Genomic DNA, 18,500 nt, shown 5'->3' with positions numbered 1-18,500 from the left:
ACACAACAAAAACCAAAGAATATTGCACAAAGAACACGCCACCGCTAGCCGGCAGCGTATCCATTGATGCTCGCAACCACTATCCAGTTCTCAAACACCACACCCCACCACCAAGGCGGTGGGACAACACCTGGAACAAGTCCGAGTGTTGCCTCAGGACCCAACAGTGTGTTGGTGGCCAACTTTGTTGTCATGCACCCGGCTCTCGCCCACTACAGACAAGAACCCCTCACGGCCTACGCCCCACCAGTTGGGGCGTTTTCGTGGTGCTCCTTAGAAAGGAGGTGATCCAGCCGCACCTTCCGGTACGGCTACCTTGTTACGACTTCGTCCCAATCGCCGATCCCACCTTCGACAGCTCCCTCCCGAGGGTTAGGCCACTGGCTTCGGGTGTTACCGACTTTCATGACGTGACGGGCGGTGTGTACAAGGCCCGGGAACGTATTCACCGCAGCGTTGCTGATCTGCGATTACTAGCGACTCCGACTTCACGGGGTCGAGTTGCAGACCCCGATCCGAACTGAGACCGGCTTTTAAGGATTCGCTTAACCTCGCGGCATCGCAGCCCTTTGTACCGGCCATTGTAGCATGTGTGAAGCCCTGGACATAAGGGGCATGATGACTTGACGTCATCCCCACCTTCCTCCGAGTTGACCCCGGCAGTCTCTCACGAGTCCCCACCATTACGTGCTGGCAACATGAGACAAGGGTTGCGCTCGTTGCGGGACTTAACCCAACATCTCACGACACGAGCTGACGACAGCCATGCACCACCTGCACACAGGCCACAAGGGAACGCCTATCTCTAGACGCGTCCTGTGCATGTCAAACCCAGGTAAGGTTCTTCGCGTTGCATCGAATTAATCCACATGCTCCGCCGCTTGTGCGGGCCCCCGTCAATTCCTTTGAGTTTTAGCCTTGCGGCCGTACTCCCCAGGCGGGGTACTTAATGCGTTAGCTACGGCACGGATCCCAAGGAAGGAAACCCACACCTAGTACCCACCGTTTACGGCGTGGACTACCAGGGTATCTAATCCTGTTCGCTCCCCACGCTTTCGCTCCTCAGCGTCAGTTACTGCCCAGAGACCCGCCTTCGCCACCGGTGTTCCTCCTGATATCTGCGCATTCCACCGCTACACCAGGAATTCCAGTCTCCCCTGCAGTACTCTAGTCTGCCCGTATCGCCCGCACGCTCACAGTTAAGCCGTGAGATTTCACGAACAACGCGACAAACCACCTACGAGCTCTTTACGCCCAGTAATTCCGGACAACGCTCGCACCCTACGTATTACCGCGGCTGCTGGCACGTAGTTGGCCGGTGCTTCTTCTCCACCTACCGTCAATCCGAGAGAACCCGGACCTTCGTCGATGGTGAAAGAGGTTTACAACCCGAAGGCCGTCATCCCCCACGCGGCGTCGCTGCATCAGGCTTGCGCCCATTGTGCAATATTCCCCACTGCTGCCTCCCGTAGGAGTCTGGGCCGTATCTCAGTCCCAGTGTGGCCGGACACCCTCTCAGGCCGGCTACCCGTCGTCGCCTTGGTAGGCCGTCACCCCACCAACAAGCTGATAGGCCGCGGGCTCATCCCACACCGCTAAAGCGCTTTCCACCACAAGACATGCATCCCGTGGTCCTATCCGGTATTAGACCCAGTTTCCCAGGCTTATCCCGAAGTGCAGGGCAGATCACCCACGTGTTACTCACCCGTTCGCCACTCGAGTATCTCCGAAGAGACCTTTCCGTTCGACTTGCATGTGTTAAGCACGCCGCCAGCGTTCGTCCTGAGCCAGGATCAAACTCTCCAAACAAAACCCAAACACTCCCTTTGGAAAAGGGAGCCAAAGGTATTTAGAAATATCCTGACAAAACAAACGGCCACGCCCCCGACAACGGGGCATCAAGAGCATGGCCAAAAATAACAACAAAAATGTGAAACCACCAAACACACTATTGAGTTCTCAAACAACACGCTTGCTTGTTTCCGCCCGCTTCGGGGCAACCCTGCCAGTCTAATACAAATCCGGCAATGGAGTCAAGACCAGGTTCGGTCATCCATAGATATCCATAGGTGACCGTCGCCTAACAGCATACCCGTTCGATCTCGGCACCGAGACTCACCAGGTTCTCCACGAACAACGGATATCCGCGATCGATGTGGAATACATCGTGGACCTCGGTGTCGCCGTCGGCAACGAGCCCCGCCAGCACCAAGCCGGCCCCGGCACGGATGTCCGAACACCACACCGGAGCGCTCGACAGCTGCGGGAGGCCCCGCACCACGGCGTGGTGCCCGTCGGTCCGAGCGTCTGCACCGAGCCGGATCATCTCTTCAACGAAGCGGAACCGCGCCTCGAACACGTTCTCCGTGATCATCGATGTGCCGTCGGCGATCGACGCCAAAGCGATAGCCATCGGCTGCAGATCCGTGGGAAACCCGGGGAACGGCAAGGTCGCAACGTTGACAGCCTTCGGACGCTCGTACTGGGTCACCCGGAAGCTGGCGTCAGTCTGGGTGACGGTTGCGCCCGCGTCGTGCAATTTGTGCAGCACCAGCTGCAGATGCGCCGGGTCTACGCCCGCCACTGATATATCACCACGGGTCATTGCGGCAGCGATGCCCCATGTGGCGGCAACGATACGGTCTCCGATCACCCGGTGCTCGGTTGGATGCAGCCGCGGGACACCGGTGATGGTCATTGTCGGCGAACCCGCACCTTCGACCTGTGCGCCCATCTGGTTCAACATCGTGCACAAGTCGACGACGTCGGGTTCTCGAGCCGCATTGTGAATAGTGGTGACTCCCTCGGCCACCACGGCGGCCATCAAGATGTTCTCGGTGGCTCCCACCGAGGGGAACTCCAACTGAATCTCCGCACCGCGCAACGTTTCCGCTCGGGCTACCACGCAGCCGTGCTCGATGTTGCAGTGGGCACCCAATTGCCGTAGGCCCGCCTGGTGCATATCCAACGGACGCGACCCGATCGCGTCACCGCCCGGCAGCGCGACCCTGGCCCGTTTGCACCGCCCGACCAGCGGTCCCAGCACACAGACCGAGGCGCGGAATTGCCGCACCGCAGCGAAGTCGGCATCGTACTTCGGCTCGTCAGGTGCGGTGATCCGGGCCACGTCACCGTCGAGTTCGACGGTGGCGCCCAGACCACGCAGTACCTCCGCCATCAGCGGCACATCGAGGATGTCGGGACAGTTGGTGATCGTGCTGGTGCCCTCGGCCAACAACGTCGCAGCCATGAGCTTGAGCACGCTGTTCTTGGCGCCGCCGACGGCCACTTCGCCTGATAACCGGTTGCCCCCAGTCACGACGAAACGCTCGGCCACCCGGTCAGTGTAGTAAAGGGGTTTTGCCTTGTCAGTGAGCCAAGCCAGTCAGCGAGTACTGTTTGCTCATGGCAGTCCACCTGACCCGCATCTATACCCGAACCGGCGATGACGGAACGACGGGATTGAGCGATATGTCCCGTGTCGCCAAAACCGACGCCCGACTGGTGGCATACGCGGATTGCGACGAGGCCAACGCCGCGATCGGGGCCGCCCTGGCGCTGGGCCACCCGGACACTCAAATCACGGATGTGCTGCGGCAGATCCAGAACGACTTGTTCGATGCCGGTGCGGATCTGTCGACTCCGATAGTGGAAAACCCGAAGCACCCTCCGCTGCGAATCGCACAGTCCTATATCGATCGGCTCGAAGGGTGGTGCGACGCATACAACGCGGGCCTGCCTGCACTAAAATCCTTTGTACTACCTGGTGGTTCACCGCTGTCGGCGCTGTTGCACGTCGCTCGCACCGTCGTTCGCCGGGCCGAGCGATCCGCGTGGGCCGCGGTCGACGCTCACCCGGAAGGCGTCAGCGTACTGCCGGCGAAATACCTGAACCGGCTGTCGGATCTGCTGTTCATCCTGTCGCGGGTAGCCAATCCCGACGGTGACGTGCTGTGGCGGCCCGGTGGTGATAGGACGGCGAGCTAGCGGCACCTTCCGCGTGCGAGCAGACGCGAAAGCCCCCAATACCCACGGTTTTTGGGCTCTTCTGACACTTCCGTGGGTGAGTTTGTGTCCTGAGTAGGCGCACGTCGTTGTGGCTTAAGGTTTCTGGCTTGTCAAGGATCAGAAACACAAGGAGCCGACAACGACGTGCGCAATGTGAGGCTATTTCGTGCGCTGCTGGGTGTCGACAAGCGCACCGTGATTGAGGACATCGAATTCGAGGAGGATGACGCCGGAGACGGTGCGCGGGTGATCGCCCGGGTGCGGCCACGAAGTGCAGTGTTGCGCCGCTGTGGTCGCTGCGGTCGCAAGGCGTCCTGGTATGACCGCGGTGCGGGCCTGCGCCAATGGCGCAGTCTGGATTGGGGCACCGTCGAGGTGTTCTTGGAGGCCGAGGCGCCGCGGGTGAACTGCCCCACCCATGGGCCGACGGTGGTGGCGGTGGCGTGGGCGCGTCATCATGCCGGGCACACGTATGCTTTCGATGACACGGTGGCCTGGCTGGCGGTGGCGTGTTCGAAGACCGCGGTGTGCGAGTTGATGCGGATCGCCTGGCGCACCGTCGGGGCGATCGTGGCCCGGGTCTGGGCCGACACCGAAAAGCGCATTGACCGGTTCGCGAACTTGCGCCGCATCGGTATCGATGAGATCTCCTACAAGCGCCACCACCGGTACCTGACGGTGGTCGTCGATCACGACAGCGGCCGGTTGGTGTGGGCCGCCCCGGGCCGCCCCGAGCCACCCTGGGCTTGTTCTTCGATGCCCTGGGCGCTGAGCGGGCCGCCCAGATTACTCACGTTTCGGCCGATGCCGCGGACTGGATCGCTGACGTGGTCACCGAGCGCTGCCCGGATGCGATTCAATGCGCCGATCCGTTTCATGTGGTGGCCTGGGCCACCGAGGCGCTCGACGTCGAGCGGCGCCGAGCCTGGAACGACGCACGGGCGATCGCGCGCACCGAACCCAAGTGGGGCCGGGGCCGGCCCGGTAAGAACGCCGCACCACGTCCGGGCCGCGAGCGGGCACGGCGGCTCAAGGGCGCCCGCTACGCGCTGTGGAAGAACCCCGAGGACCTCACCGAACGCCAAAGCGCCAAACTGGCCTGGATCGCCAAGACCGATCCCCGTCTGTATCGCGCCTACCTGCTCAAAGAGAGCCTGCGGCATGTGTTTTCGGTCAAGGGCGAGGAAGGTAAACAGGCCCTGGACCGGTGGATCTCCTGGGCCCAGCGTTGTCGCATCCCGGTATTCGTCGAGCTTGCCGCCCGCATCAAACGCCACCGGGTGGCCATCGACGCCGCCCTCGACCACGGCCTATCCCAAGGCCTGATCGAATCCACCAACACCAAGATCCGCCTACTGACCCGGATCGCGTTCGGATTCCGCTCACCACAAGCCCTCATCGCCCTAGCCATGCTCACCCTCGCCGGCCACCGCCCCACCCTGCCAGGCCGACACAACCACCCACAGATCAGTCAGTAGAGCCCGAAATGGGGGCTTTTGCGTCTGCTGACCAGTGCGTCACATACTACGGCGGCGCGCGCGCGGCGACGGCCGGGACTCCAACCACGACAGAAATGCGGTCAACGCGCCCCTGTCGAGCGCGATCTCGTAACCTACCCTTCGGTCCTGGGTGCTGTCGCACAGTTCCACAACGACAATCTCGTCGGTCATGATGTCGAATTCGTCGCCACGGGGCGCGCGCCGGGAAATGATCTCCACACCCCGTCTACTGAGCCGGCGATCCGGCCACAAGCGCAGACTAGAAAGCCGGTAGAACGCGGCTTCGCCGCCGCGATAGCGGATTACGCCGTGGCGCCAGCCGTGACCTCCAACCGCAGGGATGTCCCGCATGATCCCAGCCGTTCCCCCCTGGCGCAGCTTCCACAGACGATAACTCAGTGCGAGAACGGCCAACCCCAGGACAACGACGAGCACGACCATGCCGATCATGGGCGCGCTCATCGGCGGGTTAGTCGATCGCGCCGACGGCGCGCAATCTGGCGCGGCCCCTGGCAGCGATGCGGGGATCGTCGGATTCGGAATCCTGCTTGGCGGCGGCCTCGTCGATCTCCGACTCGAACTCGGCAGATTCGGCGAGAATGCTGACGCCCTCCTCGGTCACCGACAGGAACCCGCCGTCGACCGCGATCCTCAGGTCCTTTTCTCCCTCCCGCTCGACCCGCACCATGGCGTCATCGACCAATTGGGCCACCAACGGAATGTGGCGGGGCAGGATGCCGATCTCACCGACGGTGGTGCGGGTGAACAGAAACTTCGCCGTACCCGACCAGATGTTCCGGTCGACGGCGACGATCTCAACGTTCAATTCGGCCATGCCACAACTCCCGTCACAGCTTGGCGCCGAGACTCTCGGCTTTCTTGGCCAGGTCATCAAGGCCACCGATCAAGAAGAAGGCCTGTTCGGGTACGTGATCGAAATCGCCCTTGCACAAGCGGTCGAACGCTTCAATGGTCTCCTTCACCGGGACGGTCGAACCCGGCTGGCCGGTGAACTGTTCGGCTGCCATCATGTTCTGCGATAGGAACCGCTCGATACGCCGGGCGCGGTTCACCAGCTGCTTGTCCTCCTCCGACAACTCGTCGATACCGAGGATCGCGATAATGTCCTGAAGGTCCTTGTAACGCTGCAGGATCCGGATGACTTCCTGGGCCACGCGGTAGTGCTCATCCCCGACAACGCTGGGGTCCAGGATGGTCGAGCTGGACGCCAGCGGGTCCACGGCGGGGAAGATGCCCTTGGAGAACACCGCACGGGATAGCTCGGTCGTGGCGTCCAGGTGGGCGAACGTGGTCGCCGGCGCTGGGTCGGTGTAGTCGTCGGCGGGCACGTAGACGGCTTGCATCGACGTGATCGAGCGTCCCCGCGTCGAGGTGATGCGCTCCTGCAGCTCGCCCATCTCGTCGGCCAGCGTGGGCTGGTATCCCACGGCCGACGGCATCCGGCCGAGAAGCGTCGACACTTCCGACCCAGCCTGGGTGAACCGGAAGATGTTGTCGATGAACAGCAATACGTCTTGACCCTGCTCGTCACGGAACCACTCCGCCATCGTCAGCGCAGACAGCGCAACACGCATACGGGTGCCCGGCGGCTCGTCCATCTGTCCGAATACCAGCGCGGTGTCCTTGAGCACGTTGGCTTCGGCAAGCTCGACCCACAGATCGTTGCCCTCGCGGGTGCGCTCGCCCACTCCGGCGAACACCGACGTACCACCGAAGTTACGGGCGATGCGGTTGATCATCTCCTGAATCAGCACCGTCTTGCCCACCCCGGCACCGCCGAACAGTGCGATCTTGCCGCCACGAACATACGGAGTCAGCAGGTCGACCACCTTCAGACCGGTCTCGAGCATCTCGGTCCGAGGCTCCAGCTCCTCGAACGCCGGCGGCTTGCGGTGAATCGACCAGTGTTCGAATTTTTCGCCATATCCCGGCTCGTCCAGGCAATCTCCCAGCGCATTGAAGACGTGGCCCTTCACACCCTCACCGACCGGCACCGAGATCGACCTCCCGGTGTCGATCACCTCGACGCCGCGCACCAAGCCGTCGGTCGGCTGCAGCGAGATGGTGCGCACCAGGTTGTCGCCGAGGTGCTGCGCCACCTCCAAGGTGAGGGTTTTCGCCAGCGACTCGAAGGTGATCTCAGCGTGCAGTGCATTGAACAGCTCGGGGATGGAACCGCGAGGAAACTCGACGTCGACGACGGGCCCAGTGACCCGTACCACGCGGCCGCTGGTGTCGGAGCTTCCCGGCTTTCCCGGCCGGTCGGTCTTTTCGGCAGTGGTAGTCATATCTTCTTCGCTTCCTCGTGGGGCTAACCTAGCTTGGGCCTAGCGGGCTTCGGCGAGCGCATTTGCGCCACCGACGATTTCACTAATCTCCTGGGTGATCTGGGCCTGCCGCTCGCGGTTTGCCATCAGCGTCAGGGCCTTGATGAGGTCATCGGCGTTGTCGGTGGCCGACTTCATCGCACGTTGCCGCGAGGCAAGCTCCGACGCCGCGGACTCCAGCAGCGCCGCGTACACCCGGGTAGTCAGGTAGCGCGGCAACAATGACTCGAACAGCATCGTCGCGTCGGGCTCGAACGAGTACAGCGTGCGCGGTCCGATGTCTTCCTCGACGTACTCCACCACCATGGGGGCGATCCGGTGAGCCTCCGCCGATTGCGACAGCATCGACTTGAACTCGGTGTAAACGATGTGCAGTTCGTCGACGCCCTCGCCGCTGTCGGACCGTTGATCCTCGCCGTTGTCGGTGCCGAGCAGGAACGCATCCACTAAGGTCGAAGCGATCTCGGCGGCGTTCTCGTACGTGGGTTGCTCGGAGAAACCCATCCACGACTCGGTGATGTTCCAGTTCCGAAAACTGTAGTAGTTCTGCGCCTTACGGCCCACCACATACAGCACCGGCTGCTTTCCGGCCTCCCTCAGCAGGGAGAACAGCTCCTCGGAGCGACGGAAAATATTGGCGTTGTATGCGCCGCACAAACCACGATCGGACGACACCACCAGCACGCCGGCTCGTTTCGGCTCCGGGCGCTCGACGAGCAACGGATGGTCCAGTGCGGCTTCAGCGGCCAGGGTGGTAAGCATCCGGGTGATCTCAAAAGCGTAGGGCCGAGCGGACTCGAGCCGAGCCTGCGCCCTGGCGATGCGCGATGTCGCAATCAGCTCCTGGGCCTTGGTGATCTTTTTGATCGACCCTGCCGAGCGGATCCGCCCGCGTAGTTCGCGAAGTGTGGCAGCCATGGTTAGCTATTTCTTCTTCTTCGGCGCCGGCTTTTTGACCTTCACGGCTTCCTTGGCGAGCTTATCCTCGTCGAGGGCCTCGACATGTTCGTCGGGCACCACAGAGCCGCCACCGGTGGCCGCGAAGCCCTTCTTGAAGTTCTTGATGACCTCGGTGAGCTTGTCGGCGGCCTCCTCGGTGAGCTTTTGGCTGTCCCGGATCTCAGTCAAAATCTCTTCTTCGGAGGCCCGCATGTGGTCCAGTAATTCGGTTTCGAACCGCCGGACGTCCTCGACGGGCACCGAGTCCAGGTGACCGCCGGTGCCCAGGAAGATCGAAACCACTTGCTCCTCAACGGGCATGGGCTGGGATTGCGGCTGCTTGAGCAGCTCGACCAGCCGGGCGCCGCGCTCCAACTGCGCCTTCGATGCGGCGTCCAAATCAGAAGCGAAAGCGGCGAAAGCTTCTAGCTCGCGGTATTGCGAAAGGTCCAAGCGGAGGCTTCCGGCGACCTCTTTCATAGCCTTGATCTGCGCCGCGCCGCCGACTCGGGACACCGACACACCGACGTTGATGGCCGGCCGGACGCCCTGGTTGAACAGGTCGGTTTCCAGGAAACATTGCCCGTCGGTGATCGAGATGACGTTGGTCGGGATGTAGGCCGAGATGTCGTTGGCCTTGGTCTCGATGATCGGCAGACCCGTTAGCGAGCCGCCACCGAGATCGTCGGACAGTTTGGCGCAGCGCTCCAAAAGCCGCGAATGCAGATAGAACACATCGCCGGGGTAGGCCTCACGGCCGGGCGGACGGCGCAGCAGCAGCGAGATCGCCCGGTATGCCTCGGCCTGCTTAGTCAGGTCGTCGAAGATGATCAGCACATGCTTGCCCTCGTACATCCAGTGCTGGGCGATCGCCGAACCGGTGTACGGCGCAAGCCATTTGAAACCGGCGGACTCCGACGCCGCGGCCGCGACGATGGTGGTGTAGTCCATCGCACCGCCCTCTTCCAGTGTGCGGCGTACCGCGGCGATGGTAGTTCCCTTCTGCCCGATGGCCACGTATACACAGCGCACCTGCTTCTTGGGATCACCGGACTCCCAGTTCTGCCGCTGGTTGAGGATGGTGTCGACGCAGACGGCGGTTTTGCCGGTCTTGCGGTCGCCGATGATCAGCTGGCGCTGGCCGCGGCCGATCGGGGTCATCGCGTCAATCGCCTTGATCCCGGTCTGCAACGGCTCCTTCACGCCTTGCCGGTGCACCACCGAGGGCGCCTGGAGCTCCAGCGCGCGCCGAGTATCGGAGTCGACGTCTCCGCGCCCGTCGATCGGCTGGCCGAGCGGGTTAACCACCCGCCCCAAAAACCCGTCGCCAACCGGAACCGATAAGACTTCGCCGGTGCGCTTGACCTGCTGACCTTCTTCGATGTTCTCGAAGTCACCGAGGATCACCGCGCCGACGCTGTGCTCGTCGAGGTTGAGGGCGACGCCGAGGATTCCGCCCGGGAATTCGAGCAGCTCTTGGGTCATCACCGATGGCAAACCCTCGACGTGTGCGATGCCGTCCCCGGCATCGACGACGGTACCGACTTCCTCTCTACTGGTGTCGGCGGTGAAAGAGCTTACGTACTCTTCGATTGCGCTCTGGATGTCATCAGCGGGGATTGTCAACTCAGCCATAGCTTTTCGTCTTCCTACTTCGGTTTGTGCTGACTAGTTCGGGTTCAGTCGGGCAGTCGTGCCTCGGCCGCAGCTAGACGAGACGAGAGCGTACCGTCGATCACTTCGTCACCGACCGCGATGGACAATCCGCCCAGCAGCGCGGCGTCGATATGCAGCTGCACGGTCACGGGGTGACCGTAGATACGGCTCAGCACTTCGGTGAGGCGAGTGCGCTGAGCATCGCTGAGCTCGGCCGCCGCGCCGACCTGCGCGACGATTTCGCCGCGGCGAGCCACCGCAACTTCGGCCAGGAACAGCACCGCTTCCTCAACTGCCTGACCCCGCAGCAGCTCGACGGTGTGAGACAACAGCGCGACCACGACCGGGTTGACGGTACTGTCGGCACGCTCAAGCACCTTGCGCAGCAACCGGACTCGGCCTTCGGCCGGAACGGCACAGTCACCCAACAGGATGGCAAGCCGGGGCTGCACGTCGAGAATGCGGGAAAACCGGAATAACTGGTCTTCCACCTCGTCGACCTGACCCGCACGTTCGGCGAGTTCTAACAGCGCCTGCCGCGACACGTGTTCGATCGCATCGATCAAATCGGAATTGGCCGACCAGCGCTTCGATACGGCTGTGCGCAACACCTCGAGCGTTGGCGCGCCGACCTTGCCGGACACCAGCCGTTCGATCAGCCGGATCCTGGGCGTCGCATCTTCGGCTGGCACGGTGAGATAGCGGGTGACGACGGCCTCGCGGTCCAGCAGTCTTGCTACCGACACCAGCTCGCCGGCGAGGGTGGTCAGACCTTGATGGTCGAGGTCCTGGGCCATGGTGCCGAACCAATCCACCAGGCTGGTTAATGCCCTCCGGCTGGCTGAGCGCATCTTGGCCAGCAGTGGGTAATCGACATCGGCCGTAGCCGGCGCCATCGCATCGAGCTGATCCAGGAAGCGGTCGACGGTGGCCGATTGTTGTGCCTGATCGGCCACGTGATTGCGTACCAATTCCCTTGCCTGGCGCACCGATTCGTGACCGAGCTCGAGGCGAAGCTGACGGGTCAGCTGTGCCCGGATGAGGTCGACCTGACGGGCACCCTGCATTTTGATGCGCTCCGCCTCGACGTCGGCCTGGGCCTCTAGTTGTTCTGCGATGCGTTCGGCATCTGTCCTGGCCTCTTCCACAACACGGTGCGCTTCCGACTTGGCGTCTTCCAGCGCCTTCGTGTGAGCTTGACTCGCCTCCGCCAGCCGGTCGGCGGCCGCCGCCGCATCCGCCAGCTGTTGGCGCACCGTGTCCTGCCGTGCGGACATCAAACGCCCTACGAGCGGCACGATAAATCGCCACACCAGATAAACGATGACCGCGAACCCGAACAGCTGTCCGATAAACGTCGACATTCGTGGTTACCTCGTCGCGGCTGAAGCGGTGAGGTCAACACCGAGAATTCGACTGGCCAGAGTCGCCGACATGGTGCCCACGTGGGCACGCAGATCGAGTTCCACGGCGTCCCTCTCCCGCTTCAATTGCTCATGGGCGGTCTGCAACGTCGATGCCACCTGTTGTTCGGCCCGGACGCGTGCGTCCTCGATGACTTTACGGCCATCTGCCCGGGCATTGTCGCGCAAGGACGACGCCTGGACTCGGGCTTCCGTCATGGCTTCGTCGTAATCGGCCTGTGCGGCGGCGAACTGCTCGTCCGACTTCTTGTTGTCGGCCAGCGTTTTGGCGACCATAGCGTCACGTTCCCGCAAGACCTTCAAGATCGGCGGCACCACGAAAGTGCCAATGACAGCGAGCACCACCAGGAAGATGGCCAGCACAACGAAAAACGTGCCGTTGGGAATGAGGAAGTTGCTGGACTCGCCGCCTTCCTCTGCCGCCTGACTGGCGGCCAGGACAATCGCGCTCACTTCACCCATTGCTACCTATTGCAACCATTTGCCGTCGAATTACTTGACGGGTGTAGCGAAGACGAACAGCGCCATAAACGCCAGGTTGATGAAGTATGCCGCCTCAACCAAACCGACGGTGATGAAGAACGGTGTGAACAGCCGCCCTTGCGCCTCGGGTTGCCGGGCGACACCGGAGATAAGCGCGTTACCGGCGACACCGTCACCGATACCGGCGCCGATGGCGCCACCGGCCATGATCAGTCCACCGCCGATGAGGGCGCCGGCAGCGATAGTGGGGTCCATTTCCTTATCCTCCTTGATGGCTCTGGTAGCCGTTACCAGCATCCGGTACTAGTGGTGTTCCTCTTCGAGCTCCATCGCTTGGCTGAAGTACAAAATTGTCAGCAGCGCAAAAATGAAGGCCTGGATTGCGCCGACGAACAGGTCAAATGCTTTCCAGATCGCATTGGGCGCCCACATGATGTAGGGGGGAAAGAGCGCGATCAGTGCGACCAGAATGCCGCCGGCGAAAATGTTGCCGAAAAGTCGGAGCGACAACGAGATTGGCTTGGCGACTTCTTCGACAAGGTTGATCGGCGCGAGGAGCGTCACGTGCCCTTTCAGCAACTTGATCGGGTGTCCGACAATACCGCGCCGCCAAATACCGGCCGTGTGGTAGCAGACGAACACGAAAAGCGCCAGCGCCAGCACGTAATTGATGTCCGCTGCTGCCGATTTGAGCAACTCGGTGGTGTGCCCGTGTTTATCGGTGTACTGCACCGGGAGGACTGCCAGCCAGTTGGAGATCAGGATGAACACGAAGATGGTCACCGCCAGCGGCAGCACGAAGGGTGCGATCCGCATCCCGATGGCGCTTTCGACCTGATTGCGCATCTGAATGGTGATCGCCTCAAAAAACAACTGCACCCCGCCTGGCACATCCGTCGAAGTCACTTTGGCGCGCAGGTAAAAGGCCAACGCGATCACGATCAACCCGGCGATCGCCGTCGACAACACGGTGTCGGTGTTGACCGTCATACCGAGCCAGGTGGCCGTGTGGTGCTCGCCGACCTCGATTTGGGCGGCCAGGATGGTCTCAGTCATCGCTGGCGCTCCTTCCTTCCGATCCCCCGGTCTGGCCATTGGAAGAATAAGTTGCGACCGGTTCCTCGGTCGCAGTGCGCAGCTTCTTCAGGACCGGCAGGGCCGTCGTTGCCACCAGCAGCACCTGGAAGAATGCCAGCCCGAACACGACGCCCAATCCAGCGGGCCGGAAAATGTAGGCGATGATCAGCCCGAGGATGGTGATAATCGCCAGTCGCGATGCCGAGTTGAGGGCCATCGACCGTTTTAACGGGTGCTCTTTGGCGGTGATCGACTCGGCCGAACGCCGCACCAGCAGGGCATTGAGCAAACCCAGCAGCAACCCGAGACCCAAGAACATCCCGACCGTCAGGTGACCGAACACGCCGGCGACCAACATCGCCACTGCGGCCAGTCCAACGTTGATGAAAAAAAGGCGAACCGGACGGAAAGCAACAGAGGGAAACACCAACGGCGCGTCCTGCGCTGGTGTCGTCACTGCGGCACCTCAATTCCGGGCTGATGGAGCGGAAACCACCCGATCGACTGATCGGTGGCCCGCCGAGCGTATCGCAGTCGTCGCACCGGAATCACCCAAGGGGTAGCTCCCTATGTCGGTCGTGAATCGGCGCGACCGGATACGCATCCGATGGGCCGGGGGCCGGCAACCCGCGAGGTCTCCTTCGGGGTTCTAGCCGCACCGTACCACAAGGTAGACACCACTACTACTCCTTGTCGTAGTTCTCGGCTCCGGGCTAGTCCAGGTCCGGGTCGTAGTAGTCGTCGCCGCGGCGCAACAGGGGGATCAGTGTCGCGACGCCGGCGACCACGATCGCGCCCAGCATCACCGCCGCGGTGTCGCGCGGGTTAAAGAAGATCGAGCTCGCGGCGCCGAAGGCAACGATGCCCACCCACAGGTAGATGATCAGGACCACGCGCCGATGGGAATGACCGATCTGCAGCAGCCGGTGATGCAGGTGCATTTTGTCCGGGCTAAACGCGCTGCGGCCGGCGCGGGTGCGACGGACGATCGCTAGCAGCAGGTCGAGCATTGGCACAAACATGACCGCCACCACCAGCAGGAACGGCGACAGCAAAGCAAATACATCACGAGCGCCGTAGGCGTTCTGCGAGATCGGCCCGGCCGCGGTGGTGGAAGCGGCGGCCAGCATCAGGCCGATCAGCATCGACCCGGAATCGCCCATGAAGATCTTGGCCCGGTGGAAGTTGTGTGGCAGAAAGCCCAGGCAGGCCCCGGCCAGGACCACCGAAATCACCGCCGGCGGGTAGTACAAAACGTCACCACCGTGGTCACGAAGCAAACCCACCGAGAACATGCAGATTGCCAGCGCCGTTATCAGGCCCAGGCCGGCGGCCAGCCCGTCGAGACCGTCGACAAAGTTCATCGCGTTGACGATCGAAACGGTCAGCGCCAGGGTAAGCAGGATCGAGGAAGCCTGGTCCAAGACGATGGTGCCCACACCACCCACCGGGATGTACAGGACACTCCAGGCGACACCCATGGTGACCAGAACGCTCGCCGCCGTGATCTGGCCGGCGAACTTCGTCAGTGCATCCAGACCCCAACGATCATCGATCAGGCCGATGCCCATGATCACCGCACCGGCCACCAGCACCGCGGGCATGCCGGTGGAATAGACGAACCCCCGGGTGAGTGCCGGAAGCTGGGAGGCAAGAAAGACGGCGCCGACAATGCCCAGGAACATCGCCAACCCACCCATCCGAGGGGTAGGCGTGACGTGCACATCTCGCTCCCGCGGGTAGGCGACGGCTCCCAGGCGACTGGCCAGCATCCGCACCGGACCGGTCGCAAAATAGGTGATGATCGCCGCGGTCAGCCCGACCAGCGCAAGCTCACGCAGCGGGACACCGGCGCCGCGATAGGACAGGGCGAGCAAGCCACCGGCAACGCCGGCCACATCGCTGGACACCTCGAGACCGTACTGCACCAACCTGAGAGCTGAACACTCGCCGAACGTGCAACAGCTGCGAACAATTGGCCGAATCTTCGCAGTGCGTGCACGTTCGGCGGCTAGCCGAACAAGCTGGCCGCGTCCACACCAAGTACCTCGGCGATCCGCTCGGTGCTGACCGGCCCCTGCCGCAGGACGCGTGGGGTGGCTCCGGTCAGATCGACGATCGTGGAGCCGGCCTGCTGTTCGGATGGACCCGCGTCGAGATAGACCGCGACGTGGTCGCCGAGTTGAGAGCGTGCCTGTTCGGCGTCGACCGGGGGTGGGTGGCCCGAGATGTTGGCGCTGGATACCGCCATCGGACCCACCTCACGCAACAACTCGATGGCGACCGGGTGCAGCGGCATTCGCAGCATCACGGTGCCATGGGCATCGCCAAGATCCCATTGCAGCGACGGCGCTTGCACGACCACCAGGCTGAGCGCGCCGGGCCAGAATGCGCGAATCAGTTCGCGGGCACCGTCGGGCATAGAGTAGACCAGCCCCTCGATCGTGTGCCAAGAGCCGACCAGCACACCTACCGGCATATCGCGACCCCGCCCCTTTGCCGACAGCAACGCGGCCACCGCGGAGCTGTCGAAGGCGTCGGCGCCGATCCCATACACCGTGTCCGTAGGCATCACCACCAGTTGGCCCGCCTTGATTGCCCCTACCGCAGAGACGATTCCACGCGAACGCTGCTCGGGGTCGGCGCAGTCGAACGTCTCAGTCAATGGCGCCGCTTCTCCTCATCGCTTCGCTCTGCATCGTCGCTGGCGCGGGTCAATGGCGCCGTTCTCCCCTGCAAGCGGGAGGTGCCCCCACCTCATCGCCGTCACAAACCTCGGCCGTCCGGCCAGATCTTTCCGGGCTTGTACGTCCACGAAAAGTTTTGTGCTGCTGACCAAATCGACAGTTGACGACGACGTGGTGTCGTCGTGTTCGACGGCGAACAGGCCACCGGGACGCAGCCAGCGCCCAGCAAGCCCGACGACCGCGGATATCACCGTCATCCCGTCGGGACCGCCGAACAACGCGTGATGCGGGTCATGTTGCGCTACTTCAGGTTCCAAAACAGCAGCATCAGGGATGTAGGGCGGGTTGGAAACCATCAGGTCGACTTGTCCGTCGAGTTCGGGGAGCAGGCAGGGCGTGGTGACGTCGGCACGCACCAACTCTACCGGGGTACCCGCCGCATTGCGGCGGGCATAGTCAAGGGCGCAGTCGGAGTCGTCAATGCCGATGATGCGGGCCTTTAGTCCAAGGTTGGCCCGGTGCTGGGCCAATGCGACCGCCAACGCGCCAGATCCCGTGCATGCGTCGACAATCAGCGGCCGCGCCGGCAGCGACTGCGCGGTGGCCCAGGCCAAAATGGCTTCGGTCTCCGGACGCGGTACAAACACACCCGGGCCGACATGCAGCACCACGGGCCCAAACGACACAGTCCCGATGAGATGCTGCAACGGCACCCGCCGCGCACGAGCGGTGACGATGTCGCGATAGCGCCCGAAGAACTCGTCGCCGGGCGGCTCGAACAGGGGTAGCCTACCGCGGTCTGTGCCCGCTAGGTGAGCGGCCAACTGCTCAGCGTCGCAACGCGCCGAGTCGACCCCCGCTTCGGCCAATAGCGCAGCAGCCAAGTCGATCGCCTGACGCAGGGTCATTGTGCCGCTCTCCCCCGCAAGCGGGAGGTTCCCCCACCGCATCGTCGCCGGCGCGGAGGTCATGATTGTCGCAACCGGGATTGCTTGTCCGCGGCGGACAGAGCGTCGAACAACGCGTCAAGATCGCCATCCAGCACCTGATCGAGATTGTGTGACTTGTAACCGATCCGGTGGTCGGTGATCCGGTTCTCCGGGAAGTTGTAGGTGCGAATGCGTTCACTACGGTCCACAGTGCGGATTTGGCTAGCCCGGTCGGCCGACGCGTCGGCCAGCGCCTGCTCCTCGGCCATTGCCTGCAACCGAGCGGCCAGCACCTGCAACGCACGCGTCTTGTTCTGCAGCTGCGACCGTTCGTTCTGACAGGTGACGACGATTCCAGTGGGCAGATGGGTGATACGCACCGCGGAGTCGGTGGTATTCACTCCCTGCCCGCCCTTGCCGGACGACCGGAAAACGTCGATACGCAGATCCGACTCGTCGATCTGCACTTGGCCGACTTCCTCGGGCTCCGGATAGACCAGCACACCCGCCGCCGAAGTATGCACGCGGCCTTGGGATTCCGTCACTGGGACCCGTTGTACGCGGTGCACCCCGCCCTCGAACTTCATGCGCGACCACACCCCGTCGGGGGTGTCGGCTTTGCTGGCAATCGCCAACGTCGCGTCCTTGTACCCACCCAGATCCGAGGTGGTCTCGTCCAACACCGTCACCGCCCAGCCGTGCCGCTCGGCGTAGCGGATATACATCCTGGCCAAATCGGCGGCGAACAACGCGGATTCTTCGCCCCCCTCGCCGGATTTGACTTCCAGCACAATGTCATCGGCATCGTGCGGGTCACGCGGTGCCAACATGTCAGTGAGTTGGGCATCCAGTTCGCCCACCCGAGCCTCCAATGCGGCAACCTCGGCGGCGAACGACTCGTCGGAAGCCACCAGCTCGCGCGCGGTCTCGAGGTCGTCGCGCGCGGACGTCAGCTTGCGGTGGGTTGCGACGATCGGGGCCAATCGGGCAAACCGGCGCCCGACTCTGCGCGCCTCGGCCGGATTGCTGTGCAGCGCGGGATCTGCCAGCGCAAGCTCGAGCTCGGCGTGTTCGGCGAGCAACACGTCAATCGTCTGCACTGGCTGCGTCATGTCAACCTTCTTCCCGCGAGCGCGGACCCTAACGCGAACCGACGCCCGTCCTGTACCGCTGGTGCACAGTTCGGGCGTCGGTAAGCCAGCTATTTGCCGGTTGAAACCGCCTTGTCAGCTCCGACCTTGCGCTTGCCGTACCGCTTCTCGAAGCGAGCCACCCGGCCGCCGCTGTCGAGGATCTTCTGCTTGCCGGTGTAGAACGGATGACACTGCGAACAAACCTCAACCACAATACGACCTCCCGGCTTGGTGCTACGCGTCTGGAAGGTATTGCCGCATCCGCAGACCACGGTGGTCTCCTCATATGCCGGATGAATGTCAGATTTCATGCTGCC

The 18,500-nt window shown here is 62.8% G+C and carries 17 protein-coding genes, 1 rRNA gene and 1 pseudogene; 2 read left to right on the top strand and 17 right to left on the bottom strand.

Translation table 11 applies throughout. The features are described 5' to 3' along the window. Positions 1 to 277: 277 nt before the first annotated feature. Positions 278 to 1,809: ribosomal RNA gene (locus FF952_RS07005) — 16S ribosomal RNA — on the bottom strand. A gap of 271 nt (positions 1,810 to 2,080) precedes the next feature. After that, entirely contained in the window at positions 2,081 to 3,337 is a 1,257-nt protein-coding gene (gene murA, locus FF952_RS07000) for a UDP-N-acetylglucosamine 1-carboxyvinyltransferase (RefSeq protein ID WP_003406845.1), read from the bottom strand. A 68-nt stretch (positions 3,338 to 3,405) separates the two neighbouring features. On the opposite strand from murA, the gene FF952_RS06995 reads away from it, so the two are divergent. Continuing rightward, entirely contained in the window at positions 3,406 to 3,987 is a 582-nt protein-coding gene (locus tag FF952_RS06995; protein ID WP_003406839.1) for a cob(I)yrinic acid a,c-diamide adenosyltransferase, read from the top strand. 165 nt (positions 3,988 to 4,152) lie between these two features. Then, positions 4,153 to 5,486 (top strand): annotated as a pseudogene (locus FF952_RS06990) (ISL3-like element IS1557 family transposase). A 39-nt stretch (positions 5,487 to 5,525) separates the two neighbouring features. Here FF952_RS06990 and FF952_RS06985 read toward each other — a convergent pair. From FF952_RS06985 to rpmE, 15 genes are all read right to left on the bottom strand, one after another. Continuing rightward, entirely contained in the window at positions 5,526 to 5,969 is a 444-nt protein-coding gene (locus FF952_RS06985; RefSeq protein WP_003406722.1) for a DUF2550 domain-containing protein, read from the bottom strand. Positions 5,970 to 5,976: 7 nt separating this feature from the next. After that, positions 5,977 to 6,342, bottom strand: coding sequence for a F0F1 ATP synthase subunit epsilon (locus FF952_RS06980; RefSeq protein ID WP_003406708.1), 366 nt, complete (start codon positions 6,340 to 6,342; stop codon positions 5,977 to 5,979). Between the two features lie 13 nt (positions 6,343 to 6,355). After that, entirely contained in the window at positions 6,356 to 7,816 is a 1,461-nt protein-coding gene (gene atpD, locus FF952_RS06975) for a F0F1 ATP synthase subunit beta (protein ID WP_003406701.1), read from the bottom strand. Positions 7,817 to 7,855: 39 nt separating this feature from the next. Beyond that, positions 7,856 to 8,773: a F0F1 ATP synthase subunit gamma gene (locus FF952_RS06970; RefSeq protein ID WP_003898819.1), complete on the bottom strand. Its 918-nt coding sequence runs from the start codon at positions 8,771 to 8,773 to the stop codon at positions 7,856 to 7,858. Positions 8,774 to 8,779: 6 nt separating this feature from the next. Further along, on the bottom strand, positions 8,780 to 10,429 hold the full coding sequence (atpA, locus tag FF952_RS06965) for a F0F1 ATP synthase subunit alpha (protein ID WP_003406699.1): 1,650 nt from the start codon (positions 10,427 to 10,429) through the stop codon (positions 8,780 to 8,782). A 44-nt stretch (positions 10,430 to 10,473) separates the two neighbouring features. Continuing rightward, a complete protein-coding gene (locus FF952_RS06960; protein ID WP_003406697.1) occupies positions 10,474 to 11,814 on the bottom strand; it encodes a F0F1 ATP synthase subunit B/delta in 1,341 nt (446 codons plus the stop codon). Between the two features lie 6 nt (positions 11,815 to 11,820). Further along, positions 11,821 to 12,336: a F0F1 ATP synthase subunit B gene (locus FF952_RS06955; protein ID WP_003898818.1), complete on the bottom strand. Its 516-nt coding sequence runs from the start codon at positions 12,334 to 12,336 to the stop codon at positions 11,821 to 11,823. A gap of 30 nt (positions 12,337 to 12,366) precedes the next feature. After that, positions 12,367 to 12,612 (bottom strand): F0F1 ATP synthase subunit C, encoded by a 246-nt coding sequence (locus FF952_RS06950; protein WP_003406686.1) that lies wholly within the window; start codon positions 12,610 to 12,612, stop codon positions 12,367 to 12,369. A 48-nt stretch (positions 12,613 to 12,660) separates the two neighbouring features. Further along, positions 12,661 to 13,413 carry a F0F1 ATP synthase subunit A gene (gene atpB / locus FF952_RS06945; protein WP_003406681.1) on the bottom strand — a complete coding sequence of 251 codons (753 nt, stop codon included), beginning with the start codon at positions 13,411 to 13,413 and terminating at the stop codon, positions 12,661 to 12,663. After that, the gene (locus FF952_RS06940) at positions 13,406 to 13,891 is read right to left on the bottom strand and encodes an ATP synthase subunit I (protein ID WP_003406680.1); all 486 of its coding nucleotides are present in this window, start codon (positions 13,889 to 13,891) and stop codon (positions 13,406 to 13,408) included. The genes atpB and FF952_RS06940 overlap by 8 nt, the downstream gene beginning before the upstream one ends. A gap of 256 nt (positions 13,892 to 14,147) precedes the next feature. Continuing rightward, positions 14,148 to 15,362: a UDP-N-acetylglucosamine--decaprenyl-phosphate N-acetylglucosaminephosphotransferase gene (gene rfe / locus FF952_RS06935; protein WP_003898816.1), complete on the bottom strand. Its 1,215-nt coding sequence runs from the start codon at positions 15,360 to 15,362 to the stop codon at positions 14,148 to 14,150. Positions 15,363 to 15,445: 83 nt separating this feature from the next. Further along, complete coding sequence (locus FF952_RS06930; RefSeq protein ID WP_003406678.1) at positions 15,446 to 16,099, bottom strand: L-threonylcarbamoyladenylate synthase; 654 nt, start codon at positions 16,097 to 16,099, stop codon at positions 15,446 to 15,448. 15 nt (positions 16,100 to 16,114) lie between these two features. Beyond that, positions 16,115 to 17,029, bottom strand: coding sequence for a peptide chain release factor N(5)-glutamine methyltransferase (gene prmC / locus FF952_RS06925; RefSeq protein WP_003917449.1), 915 nt, complete (start codon positions 17,027 to 17,029; stop codon positions 16,115 to 16,117). Between the two features lie 59 nt (positions 17,030 to 17,088). Continuing rightward, positions 17,089 to 18,162, bottom strand: coding sequence for a peptide chain release factor 1 (prfA, locus tag FF952_RS06920; protein WP_003406670.1), 1,074 nt, complete (start codon positions 18,160 to 18,162; stop codon positions 17,089 to 17,091). 89 nt (positions 18,163 to 18,251) lie between these two features. Then, on the bottom strand, positions 18,252 to 18,494 hold the full coding sequence (gene rpmE / locus FF952_RS06915; protein ID WP_003406668.1) for a 50S ribosomal protein L31: 243 nt from the start codon (positions 18,492 to 18,494) through the stop codon (positions 18,252 to 18,254). Between the last annotated feature and the right edge of the window lie 6 nt (positions 18,495 to 18,500).

The sequence above is a fragment of the Mycobacterium tuberculosis complex sp. N0072 genome (assembly GCF_030323725.1).
GTDB classification, from domain to species: domain Bacteria; phylum Actinomycetota; class Actinomycetes; order Mycobacteriales; family Mycobacteriaceae; genus Mycobacterium; species Mycobacterium tuberculosis.
Note: the sequence above shows the minus strand (reverse complement) of the source record. Positions and strands in the feature narration are given on the sequence as shown.